Below are 17056 nucleotides of genomic sequence, written 5' to 3'. Positions count from 1 at the left end.
GCACCGCCCTGACCATGCCATCGCTTGCAATGGCGCAGGCGCAAGGCGAAGTGACTCAACTGGACAAGGTGACGGTGACCGGGTCATTGATTCCGCGTTCCCAGGTCGAAACCGCAACCCCGGTCTTTTCAATTACCGCCCAGGACATCCAGCGGCGCGGCTTCAAGGACGTCTACGACGTGCTGCGCTCGCAGCCGATGGCGACCGGTGCGGTCCAGGATGGCCAGTTCAGCAACGGCTTCACCGCGGGCGCGAAGTCGCTGAGCCTGCTTGGCCTGGATCCCGGCTTCACCCTGGTGCTGATCGATGGCCGGCCGATGGCCGACTACCCGTTGCTCTACAACGGCCAGAGCAACTTCGTCGATCTGGCCAGCGTGCCGGTGGGCATGGTGGAGCGCATCGACGTGGCGCCCGGCAACCAGTCCTCGATCTACGGCTCCAGCGCCATTGCCGGTGTGGTCAACATCATTCTGAAAAAGCGCATGGACGGCGTGCAGATGAATTACCGCATGGGCACCTACGACGGCGGTGGCGGCAACAACCAGCGTTTTCAGCTCACCGGCGGCAACGAGATCGGCGGCGCCAACATCGTGTGGGGCCTGCAGCTCAACAATCAGGATCCGATCTACGGCTATCAGCGCCGCGATTTCGATTCCACCAACGACAATCCGGACCCGACGCTGCGCTATGGTTCACGCATCGCGCTGCATAGCCTCCCCGGCCCGCCGGCGACCTATGTCGATCCAGGCGCAGACAACTGCGCTGCGTTGGGCGCGCTGTTCAATGGGTCGGTGCAATACGACAACCGCGCCAACCGCGGCAACTTCTGCAGCAGCCGCGCAGTACCAGGCTACGCCAGCATCCTCAACAAGGAACGCAGCGCCAGCGGCTATGCGAACCTGAGCTATGCGTTCAACGACAACACCGAGTTGTACTCGACCCTGTTGCTCAATCGCACCAAGGTCGAGGTCAATAGCGGACCCCGCTTCTGGCAGAGTGCTGTCGACACCGGCGGCTTGTTCTACAACGGCGACAGCCAGCAGCTCGAAAGCTATCAACGCGTTTTTGCACCGGAAGAAACCGGCGGCAACGATTTCAACAACAACCGCCAGACCGCCGACTCCTACAACATCGCGCTCGGCCTGAAAGGCGGCCTGGGTGCCAGCAACTGGACCTACGATGCGTATTACGCACGCTCGGAATATCGCATCGACAGTCGTCAGCAGTGGCCGCTGGCCGACCGCATCGAGGATTTCTTCCGCGAACAGTTCCTTGGCGCTCAGCAGGGCGAGTACTACGGCTACCCGATCTATTCGCCCAACGATGCCAACTTCTATCGCGCGTTGACGCCGGCGCAGTACCGCAGCTTCAACGACGAAATCCGTACCAAGTCCAGGACCTGGACCCAGAACGTCAACCTGCAGCTGACCAACACCGAGTTGTTCAACATGCCGGCCGGTGCGGTCGGCATTGCCGGTGTGTTGCAGGCCGGTAATCAGTACTGGACAAACCCGACCGACCAACGCGTGATCGCCGGCGACTTCTACCAGCTGACCGGCACCCAGGGTAGTGGCAAGCGCGAGAACTGGGCGGCCGCCTTCGAAATGCGGGTGCCGATCCTGAGCACCCTCACGGCCAACCTGTCCGGCCGCTACGATGACTACAAGAACCAGGGCGGCGGTGGCGACTCCAAGTTCACCTACAAGGCTGCGCTGGAGTTCCGCCCAATCGATTCGCTGCTGTTCCGCGGCAACTACGCCACCGCGTTCAAGGCACCGGACATGGCGTTCTCGTTCGCTGGCGACAGCGGCTTCTTCCAGGGCGTCAATGACTATTACCGCTGCGCGGTTGAAGAACCCGGTGTGCCGATTTCCGACTGCACCTATGCCGGCACCAGCATCCAGGGCCGTCGGTCCGGCAATGCGGATCTGAAGTCGATCACCGCAAAATCCTGGGGCGCCGGCGTGGTGTGGTCGCCGAGCGCACGCTTCAGCGTCAATGCCGATTACTACAACATCAAGATCGATGACAAGGTCAGCGACCTGAGCACCGATGCATTACTGCAGAACGAATCGGCCTGCCGGCTCGGTGCCCTGGACATCAACTCGCCGACCTGCGTGGATGCGCTGTCGCGCATCGACCGCACGGCCGCTGATGCGCCGGTACCCAATCGCCTGAGCAACATCCGCATCAACCCGGTCAATATTTCCAACGAGGAAATCTCCGGCGTGCTGACCAAGGCGACCTACAACCTGGCCACCGAATCCTGGGGCCTGTTTGTCTTCGACGCGCAGTACAACCTCACGCTCAAGCACGAAAGCCAGCAGTTCCCGCAAGACCCGGTGCGCGACCTGCTGAGCGAGCCGTTCTTCTCTTCGGAGTTCCGCAGCATCACCAATGCCTCGATCACCTGGCAGAAAGATGCGTGGACCACCACCTTGTTCGGCCAGCGCTACGGCCGTACGCCCAACTTCACCGCGGGCCAGAGCACCGATGGCTATGCGGTGGAAGGCGCACGCAAGGTCGGCGCCTGGACCACGCTCAATGCAACACTGGACTATGCGATCAACGACGACATCTCGCTGACGGCCACCGTCAACAATCTCGCCGACACCCGCCCACCGCGTGATCGTACCTACACCGACTACCCGTACTACAACATCTTCAACTACACCGGCTATGGCCGTTCCTACATGCTGGAATTGAACTGGCGTTTCGGCGCGCTCTGACGTTACCGTCAGGCCGTCTTCGACCAACGGCAGCCACTGGCTGCCGTTGGTGTTTCAGGGATTGGCTGGTGCAGCCGTGTTTGTCCATCAGAGGGCCACGCGGGCGGGCGATACATCAAAGGGATGGGCTGCATCGGCGCGTCGGGCAGCGACCCAGTGCCCCAGTGCCCCAGTGCCCCAGGCAAGTGGCTCAGATCAGCCCGGCCTGCAACAAGGACTGCCGCAGCGGCTCCAGCTGCGTGGCATAGCGGCGCCATTCTTCGACGTTGCGTGCATGCACGCCCTCGCGCACCTGTACGCTGCTCAAGGTGGCCGAGGCCGCCGCATTGCGGGTGATGTCGACCTGCTCCGGTTCGATCTGCAAGCCGCAGCGCGCCATCAACTGTTCCAGGATCGCAGATGGCGCGCGCACCATCTGCGCATAGTCCACATCGATCACGCGCCCGGGCAAGGCCGCGCGCCACTGCGCCATCAATGCGTGGTACGCCTGGTAGTGACGCGCCAGCGTGGTCAGATCGTAGCTATACGCATAGGAGTCACCGAACAGCGCACGGTAGTTGGAGAAACACACCGCCATGGGGTCGCGCACCAGATGCACGATCACCGCATTGGGCAGGGCGCGAGCAATCGCGCCGATCGCAACCGCATTGGCCGGCAGTTTGTCGATGAACCAACGCGCGCCACCGGCACGCCATTGGGTCTGTTTCAGATAACGCTGGCCGATCTGCGCGTAGTCCAGTGTGGGAAACGCCTGCAGCAGGCGCGCGTCCAGCAGGCTGCGGCCCGCCTGGTCGGCGCCCCAGCGCAACTGATGACCAAAGTCGTTCAATTCGCCAGCCGACACGATCTGCGAATGATTGCCGAGCATGCGCTCCAGCACCGTGGTGCCCGAACGTGGCAGGCCCAGCACGAATATCGGTTGCGGCCCCTGCGTCTGTTGCGCGCCGGGCGTTGAGAACACGCCCTGCTCGGCCAAGGCACCCAACTGCGCATACAACCCGGCCTCGGCGGCGGCGTCATGGCGCAGGCGGGCATGCATCACCGCATTGCCGTGCGCAAGCGCCTGCCAGGCGCCCTCGGTATCGCCCAGATCTTCCAGTTCCTTGTACAACGCGAAGGCGATCGCAGCGCGATCTTCACTTTGCGGCGCAGCCTGACGCAGCTGGTGCTGCAAGTGGTCGACATGGTTGCTGGCGTGGGTCTGGCGGCGCAGGCGCGCACGCGTCAACGACGCACGCCCATAGCCGGGCGACTGCGCTAGCACATGGTCCAGCGCCTGCGCGGCCGCATCAAGATGCCCATTGAATTGCAATTGCACGGCCAGGAAAAACCGGAAGTCCGCGCCATCGAAGCCAGCGGCCTGCGCGCGTTGCATCATCGCCAGCGCTTCGGGGTGTTCGCCCAGGGATTGATGCACATGCGCCAGCAGCGCCAAGGTCGCGCCATCGTGACAGCCAGTGACCGAAGGATGCCGCAACAGTGCATGCAATGCACGGTGCTCGCCAACACGCAGCAGCGCCTGCGCCACCCGGCAACGTAAGGCCACATCATCGCCCAGGTCCTGGGCGGCCAGCCGCAACTGCGCGACGGCTTCGCGCATCCTGCCGCTGGCGAGCACGGTGCCGGCCAGCAGCACACGTGCCGCAACATGCGCAGGCTCTTCGGCCAGCAATGCCTGCAGCGCGGCGGCCGCCACGCCCATGTCGCGACGTGCCAGCGCGGCCTGGGCGTGTTGCCAGTGAACCGCGCCGGCGGAGGTCGCCATCAGCTGGACAGATGCTCGATGGCGGCCACGCTGCCCAGGCGGTCGCCGAGCTTCTTCAGCAGGGCGAGCCGGTTGGCGCGTAGTTGCGGGTCGTCGGCATTGACCATCACGCCGTCGAAGAACGCATCCACCTGCGGACGCAGGCGCGCCAGGCGGGCGAGCACGGCGACGTAGTCGTGGCGGTGCAGCGCATCGCCGGTGTCGCCGATGGCCGCTTCCACTGCTTCGGCCAGGGCTTCTTCGGCCGGTTCGCGCAGCAGCGTGGTGTCGATGTCGCCGGGGATTTCACCTTCGACCTTGCGCAGGATGTTGCGGATGCGCTTGTTGGCTGCAGCCAGCGCTTCGGCCTCAGGCAAGGTGGCGAAAATGCCGATGGCGTCGATGCGGCGGTCGAAGTCGTAAAGCGATGCGGGCGTCAACTCGGCAACGGCATTGAAGTGCGTGGCCGCCACACCCTTGTCGGCGTAGTAGCCCTTCAGGCGGTCGAGGATGAAGTCGTAGAGATCCGCCCGTACCGTCTCTGTGTTGCGGTCGGCATGCGGTTTCACTGCATCCGGCAACGACGCCAGGCCCACATCAATCAGCTTCGGCAGATCCAACTCAAATCCAGACTCAATCACCGTCCGCGCCAATCCCAACGCATTGCGCCGCAACGCGAACGGGTCCTTGTTGCCAGTCGGCTTCAGGCCGGCCGCAAAGCCACCAGCCAAGGTATCCAACCGCTCGGCAATCGCCAGCACCTTGCCCAGCGGCGACAGTGCGATGTCGTCGCCGGCAAAGCGCGGCTGGTAGGCCTCGTCGATCGCCAACGAAATTTCGCTCGGCTCACCGGCAGCCTTGGCGTAATGCCGGCCGGCGATACCCTGCAGTTCTGGGAACTCGTTGACCATGCGCGACTGCAAGTCGTTCTTGGCCAATTCCGCGGCGCGACGCGCCTGCACCGGATCGGCACCTACTTGCGGCGCAATTGCTTCCGCCAGCGCCGCCACACGCGCAACCTTGTCGGCCACCGTGCCCAGCTTGGCCTGATACGTGACGCTGGCCAGGCCCGCGCCCATCGCCTCCAGGCCTTGCTTGAGGTCTTCGTCGAAGAAGAACTTGGCATCGGCAAACCGCGGACGGATCACGCGCTCGTAGCCCTTGGCCACTTCGGCGACATCCTTGGAGACGATATTGGCAATCCCGATGAACTGCTCGGTCAATTTTCCGCCGTCGTCCAGCACCGGGAAGAATTTCTGGTTGATCTCCATCGTCTCGATCAGCGCTTCCTGCGGCACCGCCAGGAACGCGCGCTCGAAACTGCACAGCACCGCCGACGGCCATTCGACCAGGTTGACCACCTGCTCCAGGTTGTCGTCGCTGATGCGTGCGCTGCCGCCGGCCTGCCTAGCGGCCGCATCGACTTCTTCGACAATGCGCGCACGGCGTGCATCGGCATCCACCAGCACGTGCGCGGCGCGCAGCGCGTCGATGTAATCGCCCGGCGCCGCCAGCGCGATGTCGCCGTCATGCATGAACCGGTGGCCGCGGGTGATGCGGTCGCCACGCACGCCCAGCAGCTCGGCCGGGATTACCGTATCGCCGAACAACAGCACCAGCCATTGCACCGGCCGCGCGAAGGCGTATTCGTGCGCGCCCCAGCGCATCGGCTTGGGGATCGGCATGGCGGCAATCGCTTCGCGCAGGATCTCCGGCAGCAGCGCGGCGGTCTGTGCGCCCGGCGTCACCGCGCGATGCACGAAGCGCTCGCCCTTGGCGTCACTGGTGCGCTCCAGCGCGGTCCAGTCGATCCCGGCCTTGGCCGCAAAACCGGCCAGCGCCTTGGTCGGCTTGCCTTCGGCATCGAGCGCGATGTTGAGATACGGGCCCAGCACTTCGGAGCGTTGCTCGGGCTGCTCGGTGGCCACGCCGGGCAGCAGCACGGCCAGGCGCCGCGGTGTGGACAGCGGCTTGGCATCGCCACGGGTGACGGCGACGCCGCGCTTTTCCAGCCCGGCCAGCACGCCGTCGAAAAAGGCCTGCGCCAGGCCCGGCAGCGCCTTGACCGGCAGCTCTTCGGTGCCCAGTTCGATCAGCAGGGGTTGCATGCTCATATCACGTCCTTCCGGGTCGCCAGCAGGTCGCCGCGCCCAATCGTTTTGTCTTTCGACTTGCCGCGGCCATCGCGGTCGTCGCCATTGATTGCCAGCAGCCAGAGCCCGGCCACCGGCAGCAGAAAGCAGCCAAACAGGAACCAGCCCAGTGCGTTGCGGCCGCGCTGCTGCGCCCACCAGGCGCAGAAGTAGCCGAACGCCAGCGGCGCCGACCACAGCGCGCCAATCGCCCAGATCATTTCGCTGTTCGGTCGCACCGGTGTCGGCTCAGCGCTTCACGCCGGGAAAGCCCAGCTTCTCGCGCTGCGCGTAGTAGGCCTGCGCGACGCCCTGCGCCAATGCACGTACCCGCAGGATGTAGCGCTGGCGCTCGGTCACGCTGATCGCACGGCGCGCATCCAGCAGATTGAAGGCGTGGCTGGCCTTGGTGACCTGCTCGTACGCCGGCAGCGGCAGGCCCACCTCCACCAGATGCTTGGCTTCGGCCTCGCAGGCGTCGAAGCGGTGGAACAGCTCTTCCACATTGGCATGCTCGAAGTTGTAGGCGCTCTGCTCCACTTCGTTCTGGTGGTACACATCGCCGTAGCTCACCGGCGTGCCATCCGGGCCGTAGGTCCACACCAGGTCGTAGACGTTGTCGCAGCTCTGCAGGTACATGCATAGCCGTTCCAGCCCATAGGTGATCTCGCCGAGCACCGGCTTGCACTCCAGCCCGCCGGCCTGCTGGAAGTAGGTGAACTGGGTCACCTCCATGCCGTTGAGCCAGACTTCCCAGCCCAGCCCCCAGGCGCCCAGCGTGGGCGATTCCCAGTTGTCTTCGACAAAGCGCAGGTCGTGCACCAGCGGGTCGATGCCCAGCGCCTTGAGCGAACCCAGGTACAGGTCCTGGATGTTGTCCGGGTTGGGCTTCATCGCCACCTGGTACTGGTAGTAACGCTGCAGCCGGTTGGGGTTTTCGCCGTAGCGGCCATCGGTGGGACGGCGCGAGGGCTGCACGTAGGCCGCATTCCACGGCTCCGGTCCCAGCGCGCGCAGGAAGGTCGCCGGATGGAACGTGCCCGCGCCCACTTCCAGGTCCAGTGGCTGGATCAGCACACAGCCCTGTTCGGCCCAGTACTGGTTGAGGGTCTGGATCAGGCCCTGGAAAGTGATTGGAACGCGCCGGGAATCGGACATGCAGCAAAGGCCGTGCGGAAGGGGTGCGCTAGTATACCGGCCGACCCGCAGCGCTTTGCCGCGGGAGCACCGCCGCAGGGGACTACAGCAGATGGAACAGCGGCGCCCGGCCGATCCCAGCACCTCCGCACCGCTGCCGCGCGGACGCCTGATGTTCGATCCGGTGGCCGCCGCGCTGCTGGCCGATGGCATGGTGGTGCCGCACGAACACGAGCGCGTGCAGTTCTCCGCTGCCGGCGTGCGCAACGCCAGCGAAGTGCATCCGCTGGTGCTGCTGGCCAACCTCAAGCTGCACGCCGCGCAGCCGCCGGCCGGTGAACTGGGCCTGGAGCGGCTGACCGAATGGCTGGCCACCCGCACCGGGCTGCGCTACCTACGCATCGACCCCACCCGCATCGACGTGGCCGCGGTCACCGGCGTGGTCTCGCATGCGTATGCACGCCGCCACCGCATCCTGCCGCTGGCACTGGACGCCGAGCGCGTGCTGGTGGCCACCAGCGAGCCGCTGGCGCTGGACTGGCTGGCAGACGTGCAGCACCTCAGCCGCCGGCGCATCGAGCTGGCGCTGATCAACCCGCTGGATCTGCACCGCTACACGATGGAGTTCTTCGGGGTCACCCAATCGGTGCGTGGCGCGCGTGGCGATGCGCGCAGTGCCGAACCCGGCTCGGGCCTGCCCAGCTTCGAACAGCTGGTGGAACTGGGCCGCGCCGGCGACGTCAACGCCGACGATCACCACATCGTGCATATCGTCGACTGGCTGCTGCAATACGCCTACGAACAACGGGCCAGCGACATCCATCTGGAACCGCGCCGCGAAGCCGGGCGCATGCGTTTTCGCATCGACGGTGTGCTGCACAAGGTGCTGGAAGTGCCGCCCACGGTGATGACCGCGGTGGTCAGCCGGATCAAGGTGCTCGGGCGCATGGACCTGGCCGAACGCCGCCGCCCGCAGGACGGCCGCATCAAGACCCGGTCGCCGGGCGGGCGCGAGGTGGAAATGCGTCTGTCCACGATGCCCACCGCGTTCGGCGAGAAGTGCGTGATGCGTATCTTCGACCCGGATTCGGCATTCAAGAGCATCGAACAACTCGGCTTCAGCGCCGAAGAAGCCGCCGGCTGGAGCGCGCTGGTGGAGCGCCCGCATGGCATCGTGCTGGTCACCGGCCCGACCGGCTCGGGCAAGACCACCACGCTGTATTCCACGCTCAAGCGCCTGGCCACGCCGGATGTGAATGTCTGCAGCGTGGAAGACCCGATCGAAATGATCGCCCCCGAATTCAACCAGATGCAGGTCCAGCAGAACATCGACCTGGATTTCGCTAGCGGCGTGCGCACGCTGCTGCGGCAGGACCCGGACATCATCATGATCGGCGAAATCCGCGACCTGGAAACCGCGCAGATGGCGGTGCAGGCCTCGCTCACCGGGCATCTGGTGCTGTCCACCCTGCACACCAACGACGCCGCTTCGGCGATCACCCGCCTGCTCGATCTGGGCGTGCCGCATTACCTGGTCGCCTCCACGCTCAACGGCGTGCTTGCCCAGCGCCTGGTGCGCACGTTGTGCGTGCATTGCAAGCGCCCGCACACGCTCAGCGAGGCGGATTGGGCGGCCATCCAGGAACCGGGCGAAGCCTTGCCGGAGGTGCTCACCGTGCACGCCCCGGTCGGCTGCCTGGAATGCCGCCGCACCGGTTACCTGGGCCGCGTGGGCCTGTACGAACTGCTGCCGGTGACCCCACGCCTGCGCAGTCTGATCCGCGCCGACACCGACCTGGCCAGTTTCAGCCAGGCCGCCCGCGGCGACGGGCTACGCACCCTGCGCCGCACCGGCCTGGAAAAGGTCGCCGCCGGCCTGACCACGGTGGAAGAGGTGCTGTCGGTGTTGCCACCTCGGGAATAGCGGATTGCCGGGGTTTGCACCGTTAACGGCGCAGGCAACCCTCACCCCAACCCCTCTCCCGGCGGGAGAGGGGCCTCGATCGCGCCCCGGCCCGCGTTTGCGACGTGGGCGCCCGAAGGCACGCGCGCCAGTGGCGCGCAAGCCGTGCCCTATCGCCCGGGCGGTAGAGGGGCTCGCTCCGTTCTCACACCGTTGCTCCCTTCTCCCAGCGGGAGAAGGTGCCCGAAGGGCGGATGAGGGTACGTCAGCACGCACATGTCGCCATCGGCGGGGGAATTCTCACCATTGACCAAGTCCGCGGCACGGCCGAGGACGGCCGGATCGGTGGCGCGGCGATCACTGCACACTCAAGTCGGGGACCAACGTGACCACAAACCATCTCAACCATCACTGCTCTTCCCTGCACAGCGCGCGTAGCCAGCCCCCCCCCGCCTAGCCCGGTCTCCAAACCTCATACATAGCCATCCGGCATAACCTTAGTTACATGCGTTGGCACGCCAGTTGAAAAAACCCGGGCGCTGCTGCCTACAATCGGACCCATCCATCGCTGCCGGGTGTTTCGTCCGCATGTCCGCCTTGCCGTTCCTGATCATCGAAACCGGCCATCCTGTGTCGGGGATGAAACGGTACGGGCGATTTCCGCACTGGATCCGTGTGGCGGCCGGGCTGGGCGAGCGTGAGACGGTGGTCATCGATGTCACCAACGGCGACCGCCTGCCCGACCGCCGCGGCTTTGCCGGCACCTTGATCAGCGGCTCGGCCGCGTTCGTCACCGATCGCGCCGACTGGAGCGAGCGCAGCGCCGAGTGGCTGCGCGATGCCGCCCACGCCGGCATGCCCTTGCTGGGCATCTGCTACGGCCACCAGTTGATCGCGCACGCGCTTGGCGGGCAGGTCGACTACAACCCGGCCGGGCGCGAATCCGGCACCATCGCCCTGGAACTGCACCCGCCCGCGCACGAAGACCCCTTGTTCGCCGGGCTTCCGCCGCAGTTCCCGGCCCATGCCACCCATTTGCAGACCGTGCTGCGTGCGCCCGACGGCGCGGTGGTGCTGGCGCGCTCGCCGCAGGATCAGTGCCACGCGTTCCGCTGGGGCCAGTCCACCTGGGGGGTGCAGTTCCACCCCGAGTTCGCCACCCATCACATGCGCGGCTATGTGCGCGCGCGGGCGGACTGCATCGCCCGCCACGGCCGCTGCGCCCGCACCGTGGCCAGCGAGGTCAGCGCCGCACCGATGGCGCGCAAGCTGCTGCGGCGCTTCGTCCACCACGCACGTGGCTTGCAAACTGTGGCCGGCCATCCCGCCGCGCACACGCAAAAGCAGCGATAATCCCCATTCGCCGGGTGGTCCGGTGCGTATCGATCCGGAATGGGAATGAGCGAAATCCGCAAGGTGCCGGCATCTGCCGGCGCAGAATGGCTGTTGACCGGGTTCTCCCTGCTGAAGCGGGCGCCGCTGGCGCTGGGCACGCTGGGGGTGATCTGGAGTGTGGCCGCCACCCTGGTGGTGTCGCTGTCGGTGCTGGTGCCGTTGCTGGGCCCGGCGCTGCAATTCCTGATGGTGCTGGCCGGCCCGTTGTTCATGGGTGGCCTGCTGTGGGCGGTGCGCGAAGTGGACGAAGGCCGCGTTGCCCGGCCTGGGCACCTGCTGCACGGCCTGCAGGACGGCCGCGCGCCGCATCTGCTGGTCTCGCTGCTGCCGCAGTTGCTGGCCGGCCTGGTGCTGGGCGTGCTGCTGCTGGTGATGATCGGCCCGAGCGGGCTGCAGCAGCTGTCCGAGGTGATGGTCAAGATCAACGAGATCAGCCAGTCCGGCGCGCAGCCGGACCCGGTGCAAATCGAGCAGCTGGCCGCCAGCTTGCCGGCCGGCCGCATCCTGCTGTGGTTGCTGCTGATGGTGGCGACCTTCGCCGCGCTGACGCTGGCCCTGTTCGTGATGCCGCCGCAGGTGATGTTCGACCGCAGCACCGGCGGCCATGCGCTGCGCGAAAGCCTGCGGGCCAGCCTGCACAACCTGCCGGCAATGCTGGTGTTCTTCGTGCTGGCCTTCATCGCCATCTTCGCGATCTATTTCGCGGTGATGATCGTGGCGCTGATCGTCGGCCTGGTGGCCGGCCAGACCGTGGCGATGTGGCTGGCCCAGCTGCTGCTGATGGCCGTGCTGATGCCGGTCTTCGCCGGCTCCGTGTACGCGGCCTGGAAGCAGATGTTCACCCACGAAGGCGCCGTCGCCCGCCCGCCGCCGCCCTCGCGCCCGGACGTGTTTGCTGCCTGATACCGCAGCATCCGTAAGAGCGCGCTTGCGCGCGATGAAGCGCTACCGGTAAAGCCTCATCGCGCACAAGTGCGCTCCTACCAGAAGCCATTCTGGCGAGCGCGGAGGCTAGCCTCTCTGGGCGCCGGAGATTTCCCGGCAAAGCCCTTCGCGCCCGGGTGCGCTCCTACGAAGCCGCATTTGCTAGCGCTCTCTCATCGCGCGTGTGGCCGTTGCTTTGGGCGGCTATGGCACGCCCTAGAACCAGATCATGCCTTCACGTCTACTTTTGGATGAGCCGAGCCTGGTAGGAGCGCGCTTGCGCGCGATGCGGCTCTACCGGTAAGGCCTCGTCGCGCACGAGCGCGCTCCTGCAAGCAGCCGTACTGCTGCGCGCACTAACTCGCCTTCGGCGCCACGGCACGTGAGGCGATGATGCCCAGTTCGTAGAGCAGGCACATCGGGATGGCGAGCATCAGCTGCGAGACCACGTCCGGGGGGGTCAGCACGGCGGCCAGGACGAAGATGCCGACGATGGCGTAGCCGCGGCCTTCGCTCAGCTGCTTGGGGCTGACCCAGCCCATCAGCACCAGGATCACCAGCGCCACCGGCAACTCGAAACTCGCGCCGAAGGCAAAGAAGATCGCCAGCACGAAGTCCAGGTAAGAGTTGGCGTCCGGCGTAATGGCGATGACGTCCGGCTTGAAGGTCGTCAGGAAGTGGAACACCGCCGGCAGCACCAGGAAGTACGCAAACGCACAGCCGATGTAGAACAGCGCCACCGCCGAGGCCAGTAACGGGAAAGCCAGCTTTTTTTCGCGCTGGTACAGGCCCGGCGCCACGAATGCCCAGGCCTGGTACAACAGCCACGGCACGCTGAAGAACACCGCCACGAAGAAGGTCAGCTTGAGCGGGGCGAAGAACGCGCCGGCCGGGTTCATCGCGATCATCGTCTGCCCCAGCGGCAGCTGCGAGATCAGCGGGGCGGCGAGCCACGAGTAAATGGTGCGCGAGAACGGCAGCAACGCGATCAGCACCACACCCAGACCGATCAGCGCGCGGACCAACCGGCTGCGCAATTCGACCAGATGCTCGATCAGACTGCTTTCGGCCTGTGCGTCGTCGAACAGGCTCACGGCGTCTTCTCCTGGGGACTGGTGCTGCTGGCGGTCACCGACGCGCTGGGAGCATGCGTCGTGACCGGGGTGGAGGTCAGGCTGCCGTGCGGTGCCGGCACCAAGGTCTGCTTGGGCGCCGGCGCCATCGGTTGTGCCTGGGCAACCACCGGCGCAGGCGCTGGAACAGGGGTGTGCGGCTGCGCGTTGCCGGGCTCCAGTACCACCGGTGCATCGGCCGGCAGCTCGAGCGGTGCGGCAAGCGGCGTGGCGCTGGTGCGGATGTCGATATCGCGGCCGACCTCGTCGTGAAGTTCGCGTGCCTGGTCATGCAGGCCGCGGGCGCCGTCTTCGACCTGTTGCTGCGTATTGCGCAGCTGGCCTTCGGCTTCGCGCAGCGAGGCCTGTACATCCTGCAGGCTGCGCTTGAGCTCTTCAGCTTCGAGCTCGCGTTCGAGTTCCTGCTTGACCGAATCCCACTGCATGCGCGCGCGGCGCACCCACAACCCGGCAAATCGCGCGGCCTTGGGCAGGCGCTCGGGACCGAGCACCACCAGGGCAACCACCGCGATCAGCGCCAGCTCGCTAAACCCAATATCGAACACGGACGCTGTTCCGGATCAGCGCGCGTCGCGGTCGCGCTCGGCCTGCGCCTCGCGGGCCTGCTCGGCGCTACGCGAGTCGTCGCCAAGCTTGCCGGCCGGCTTGTCGTCGTCGTGCATGCCCTTCTTGAATTCCTTGACTGCGCTGCCGAGATCCTTGGCACCACTGGTGAGCCGCTTGGTGCCAAACACCAGCAGCACGATCACCAGCACGATCAGCCAGTGCCAAATGCTGAAACTGCCCATGATCCGCTCGCTCGCTTGAAGAATAGGAGACTCAGGATACCCCACCGCACCGCGCAGGGGGATGACAGCCGGTCAGCGGTTGCCGTCTAGTGATTCGGTGCGGATTTCACCATCGGAGACCGGCTGAAAGCCTTGCTGCTGTGGCGGCGTGGCCGAAGGCTGGATCGGCATGGTGCTGGCCTCGTTGCTCGGCGGCGGTGGCGTCGCCGGGGCCTGCGCGGGTGACTGGCTGACCGGGCGCGGCGCGGGCGGCGGCGTGTCGCCATCGCTGCTGCGGTTGGTGCGCGCGGTGTAGGTGACCTCTTCCAGACGGTCGCGGAAGGCGATCACGTCGGTGGACGGGCGCTCGTTGGTGCGGCCTTCGAAGATCATGCGCGGGGTGGCGCCGCCGCCGTAGGCATTGAGGTCGGCGGCATCGTCGATCTGCAGCACCGCGCCGTCCAGCGCCACGCCGGCAAACAGGCCACGGGCGCGCGACCAGGACCAGATTTCGGCCTTGAGCTGGCCGTCGGTGGCGGCGGCCGCGTTGCGGCCTACCGGGCCTGCGGCTACGCCTGCATCGGCGCCCAGGGTGAACTTGCCGTTGACGATGTTGTCCAGGCTGCGGTCGTTGCGGAACACCAGCACCACATCAGAAGACTGCACGCCGGCCTGGAAGCCGATGCTGCCGCCGGTGAGCTTGACGAACACCGGTTGCGACCAGCTGCCGTCGGCGTTCTTCATCGACATCAGGCCGTGGCCGCGACGGCCGCCGATCACCAGGCCGGCCTTGAGCGTGTCGGGGATCACCACGATCGCGCGCGCTTCGTCGAGCAGCTTGTCGGGGATGGCCTGCTCGGGGATGTTCATGATCTCGTTGAGCACCCGCACCGCATTACGCGCGCGCTGGTCCTCTTCCGGGCCCGCCACGGCATGGCCGGCGGCGAAGGTCAGCGACAACAACAGGGCCAGGCGCGACAAACGGGGCATGACAAGCTCCAAAGGGCAATCCGTCAAAGATAAATCAATGGCGCGACGTTAGTCGCGGGGCAATGAATCGGTGGTGAGCGCACCCGGGGCGCAGACGGGCCCGATCGCAGTGATCGGATCGGTGCATTCGGCACGCTCGCCAAGCTCTGCCAGAATGGTCGCCATGAACACCACTTCCGACACCGCCCTGCTGGTGGTCAACCTCGGCACCCCCGAGTCGCCCACTGCCCCGGCCGTGCGCCGCTACCTGGCCGAGTTTCTCAGCGACCGCCGCGTGGTCGCCATCCCGCCGCTGTTCTGGAAGCCGCTGCTGTATGGCGTGATCCTGCCCATCCGCGGCCCCAAGTCGGCAGAAAAATACGCCAAGGTGTGGCTGCCGGACGGCTCGCCGCTGGCGGTGTACACGCGGCGCCTGACCGAAGGCCTGCAGCAGGTCATGCCCGACTGGCACGTCACCTGGGCCATGCGCTACGGCGCGCCGGCCCTGCGCAAGGCGCTGGACGGCCTGCGTGCGCGCGGCATCAAGCGCATCGTGGTGCTGCCGCTGTATCCGCAGTATTCGACTACCACCACCGCCTCGATCCAGGACGTGGTCGATGCCTGGCGCCCGAGCGCGCCGGAGATCGCGGTGGAGGTGATCCAGGACTATTGCGAAGACGCCGGCTGGGTGGCGGCGATCGCCGATTCCATCCGCACGCACTGGCAGGTGCATGGGCGCAGCGAGAAGCTGATGTTCTCCTTCCATGGCCTGCCGCAACGCGTGGCCAACGCGGGCGACCCGTATCCGCAGCAGTGCGAACGCAGCGCGCAGGCGATCGTCACCGCGCTGGGCCTGGGCCCGGATGAGTGGCAGATGGGCTACCAGTCGCGCTTCGGTGCAGAACGCTGGTTGCAGCCGTATGCCGAACCCACGCTGTGGGCACTGGCCGAGGGCGGCGTGCGCAGCTTCGACCTGGTGTGCCCGGGCTTTGCCACCGACTGCCTGGAAACGCTGGAAGAAGTGGCGCTGGGCTTTGCCGAAACGCTGGCCGAACGCGGCGCCACGCTGAGCTACATCCCCTGCCTCAACGACAGCACCACGCATGCGCAGGCGTTGGCCGCAGTGGCCCGCCGCGCGTGAGGTTGCAGCCGTTTCACTGCGACCTGCCGATTGGCCGTATCACCGGGCTGCGCACTGCCGAGCGCGGGCCACGCCGGGTGTTGGCGCTGCATGGCTGGCTGGATAACGCGGCCAGCTTCCTGCCGCTGAGCGCGCACCTGCCGGCCGATGCGCTGGATCTGGTGTTGCTCGACCTGCCCGGCCACGGCCACAGCGCGTGGCTGCCGGTGGGCGCCGAATACACGCTCAGCAGCGCCATCCACAATTTGCTGCTGGTGGCCGATGCGCTGGGCTGGGAACGCTTCACCGTGCTGGGCCACTCGCTCGGCGGCGGTGTGGCCAGCCTGATGGCCGCGGCCGCGCCGGAACGGGTCGAGGCCTTGATCGCCATCGAGGCGCTGGGCGCGCTGGCCGAGCCGGTGGAGAGCACCGCCAGCCGTCTGCGCGAGGCTGTCAGTTCCACGCGCACGCTGGCGCAGCGGCCGCTGCGGGTGTTCCCGTCGATGGAGATGCCGGTGCGCGCGCGCATGATGGCCAACCAGCTCACCGAGCCGGCGGCCCGCCTGCTGGTGGAGCGCGGCGTGCGCGTGGTGGAAGGGGGCTATAGCTGGTGCTCGGACCCGCGGCTCACCCTGCCCACCGCCATCCGCATGACCGAAGTGCAGATCGATGCGCTGTTGAGCAGCATTGTTTGCCCCACCCAGGCCATTTTCGCCACGCCGGCGCAGCCGTATTTCCCCGACGACCTGCGCGACCATCGCGTGGCGATGGTAGCCGACGCGCGCCTGCATCTTTTACCCGGCACGCACCATGTGCATATGGAGGCACCCGAGGCAGTGGCCGCGGTGATCAACGCGTTCCTGGCCGGGCTGCCGACGCCGCGCGTGCAAGAACACACGCTCCGCTGACAACGGCACTCGACAAACGCGTGCACTGAAAAACGCATCGTGTGTAGTTGTTTGCACGGCGATCACTGCACATCACCATCGAGGTCTCGCGTTGAAGACGCCTGTCCACGTTGTCACCGCGATCGAAGCGTTCCAGGCGTGGCATACGCCGTGGACATTCTTAGACAGCGTGCGCAGCACTGCAAGCGCAGGACC

At 66.4% G+C, this 17056-nt stretch carries 14 protein-coding genes; 6 read left to right on the top strand and 8 right to left on the bottom strand.

Annotated features, from left to right (window positions below):
* The first annotated feature begins 29 nt into the window (after positions 1 to 29).
* Positions 30 to 2729: a TonB-dependent receptor gene (locus QRM89_RS13705; RefSeq protein WP_285448282.1), complete on the top strand. Its 2700-nt coding sequence runs from the start codon at positions 30 to 32 to the stop codon at positions 2727 to 2729.
* Positions 2730 to 2919: 190 nt separating this feature from the next.
* Here the strand turns inward: QRM89_RS13705 and QRM89_RS13700 are convergent, their stop codons facing one another.
* From QRM89_RS13700 to glyQ, 4 genes are read right to left on the bottom strand one after another with little or no spacing between them, the layout of a single operon-like run.
* Positions 2920 to 4494 (bottom strand): tetratricopeptide repeat-containing sulfotransferase family protein, encoded by a 1575-nt coding sequence (locus tag QRM89_RS13700; RefSeq protein WP_285448257.1) that lies wholly within the window; start codon positions 4492 to 4494, stop codon positions 2920 to 2922.
* Positions 4494 to 6587 carry a glycine--tRNA ligase subunit beta gene (glyS, locus tag QRM89_RS13695; protein ID WP_285448256.1) on the bottom strand — a complete coding sequence of 698 codons (2094 nt, stop codon included), beginning with the start codon at positions 6585 to 6587 and terminating at the stop codon, positions 4494 to 4496. Before glyS ends, QRM89_RS13700 begins: the two co-directional genes overlap by 1 nt.
* Positions 6584 to 6826 carry a hypothetical protein gene (locus QRM89_RS13690; protein ID WP_225041038.1) on the bottom strand — a complete coding sequence of 81 codons (243 nt, stop codon included), beginning with the start codon at positions 6824 to 6826 and terminating at the stop codon, positions 6584 to 6586. The genes glyS and QRM89_RS13690 overlap by 4 nt, the downstream gene beginning before the upstream one ends.
* Positions 6827 to 6854: 28 nt before the next feature.
* Positions 6855 to 7763, bottom strand: coding sequence for a glycine--tRNA ligase subunit alpha (glyQ, locus tag QRM89_RS13685; protein WP_103701759.1), 909 nt, complete (start codon positions 7761 to 7763; stop codon positions 6855 to 6857).
* A gap of 91 nt (positions 7764 to 7854) precedes the next feature.
* On the opposite strand from glyQ, the gene QRM89_RS13680 reads away from it, so the two are divergent.
* From QRM89_RS13680 to QRM89_RS13670, 3 genes are all read left to right on the top strand, one after another.
* Complete coding sequence (locus tag QRM89_RS13680; RefSeq protein ID WP_011039157.1) at positions 7855 to 9666, top strand: GspE/PulE family protein; 1812 nt, start codon at positions 7855 to 7857, stop codon at positions 9664 to 9666.
* 567 nt (positions 9667 to 10233) lie between these two features.
* Positions 10234 to 10998: a glutamine amidotransferase gene (locus tag QRM89_RS13675; protein ID WP_285448255.1), complete on the top strand. Its 765-nt coding sequence runs from the start codon at positions 10234 to 10236 to the stop codon at positions 10996 to 10998.
* A gap of 45 nt (positions 10999 to 11043) precedes the next feature.
* Complete coding sequence (locus tag QRM89_RS13670) at positions 11044 to 11943, top strand: BPSS1780 family membrane protein (protein ID WP_011039159.1); 900 nt, start codon at positions 11044 to 11046, stop codon at positions 11941 to 11943.
* 377 nt (positions 11944 to 12320) lie between these two features.
* Here the strand turns inward: QRM89_RS13670 and tatC are convergent, their stop codons facing one another.
* From tatC to QRM89_RS13650, 4 genes are all read right to left on the bottom strand, one after another.
* Complete coding sequence (tatC, locus tag QRM89_RS13665; RefSeq protein ID WP_011039160.1) at positions 12321 to 13058, bottom strand: twin-arginine translocase subunit TatC; 738 nt, start codon at positions 13056 to 13058, stop codon at positions 12321 to 12323.
* Complete coding sequence (gene tatB / locus QRM89_RS13660) at positions 13055 to 13642, bottom strand: Sec-independent protein translocase protein TatB (protein ID WP_042595857.1); 588 nt, start codon at positions 13640 to 13642, stop codon at positions 13055 to 13057. Before tatB ends, tatC begins: the two co-directional genes overlap by 4 nt.
* Before the next feature lie 15 nt (positions 13643 to 13657).
* A complete protein-coding gene (tatA, locus tag QRM89_RS13655) occupies positions 13658 to 13885 on the bottom strand; it encodes a Sec-independent protein translocase subunit TatA (RefSeq protein WP_011039162.1) in 228 nt (75 codons plus the stop codon).
* Positions 13886 to 13957: 72 nt separating this feature from the next.
* Complete coding sequence (locus QRM89_RS13650) at positions 13958 to 14854, bottom strand: YSC84-related protein (protein WP_012439632.1); 897 nt, start codon at positions 14852 to 14854, stop codon at positions 13958 to 13960.
* A gap of 154 nt (positions 14855 to 15008) precedes the next feature.
* Between QRM89_RS13650 and hemH the strand changes: the two genes are divergently transcribed.
* Both hemH and QRM89_RS13640 read left to right on the top strand, forming a co-directional pair.
* Positions 15009 to 15974, top strand: a complete 966-nt coding sequence (hemH, locus tag QRM89_RS13645) for a ferrochelatase (RefSeq protein WP_285448254.1) — start codon at positions 15009 to 15011, stop codon at positions 15972 to 15974.
* A gap of 2 nt (positions 15975 to 15976) precedes the next feature.
* On the top strand, positions 15977 to 16861 hold the full coding sequence (locus QRM89_RS13640; protein ID WP_285448253.1) for an alpha/beta hydrolase: 885 nt from the start codon (positions 15977 to 15979) through the stop codon (positions 16859 to 16861).
* Positions 16862 to 17056 lie beyond the last annotated feature (195 nt).

This window comes from Xanthomonas sp. LMC-A-07, from assembly GCF_030208825.1.
Taxonomy (GTDB): Bacteria; Pseudomonadota; Gammaproteobacteria; order Xanthomonadales; family Xanthomonadaceae; genus Xanthomonas; species Xanthomonas campestris.
Note: the sequence above shows the minus strand (reverse complement) of the source record. Positions and strands in the feature narration are given on the sequence as shown.

Coding starts and splice junctions, on each gene's coding strand:
- QRM89_RS13705 (WP_285448282.1), top strand. CDS start 30: ATGGCGCAGGCGCAAGGCGAAGTGACTCAACTGGACAAGGTGACGGTG.
- QRM89_RS13700 (WP_285448257.1), bottom strand. CDS start 4,494: ATGGCGACCTCCGCCGGCGCGGTTCACTGGCAACACGCCCAGGCCGCG.
- glyS (WP_285448256.1), bottom strand. CDS start 6,587: ATGAGCATGCAACCCCTGCTGATCGAACTGGGCACCGAAGAGCTGCCG.
- QRM89_RS13690 (WP_225041038.1), bottom strand. CDS start 6,826: ATGATCTGGGCGATTGGCGCGCTGTGGTCGGCGCCGCTGGCGTTCGGC.
- glyQ (WP_103701759.1), bottom strand. CDS start 7,763: ATGTCCGATTCCCGGCGCGTTCCAATCACTTTCCAGGGCCTGATCCAG.
- QRM89_RS13680 (WP_011039157.1), top strand. CDS start 7,855: ATGGAACAGCGGCGCCCGGCCGATCCCAGCACCTCCGCACCGCTGCCG.
- QRM89_RS13675 (WP_285448255.1), top strand. CDS start 10,234: ATGTCCGCCTTGCCGTTCCTGATCATCGAAACCGGCCATCCTGTGTCG.
- QRM89_RS13670 (WP_011039159.1), top strand. CDS start 11,044: ATGAGCGAAATCCGCAAGGTGCCGGCATCTGCCGGCGCAGAATGGCTG.
- tatA (WP_011039162.1), bottom strand. CDS start 13,885: ATGGGCAGTTTCAGCATTTGGCACTGGCTGATCGTGCTGGTGATCGTG.
- QRM89_RS13650 (WP_012439632.1), bottom strand. CDS start 14,854: ATGCCCCGTTTGTCGCGCCTGGCCCTGTTGTTGTCGCTGACCTTCGCC.
- hemH (WP_285448254.1), top strand. CDS start 15,009: ATGGTCGCCATGAACACCACTTCCGACACCGCCCTGCTGGTGGTCAAC.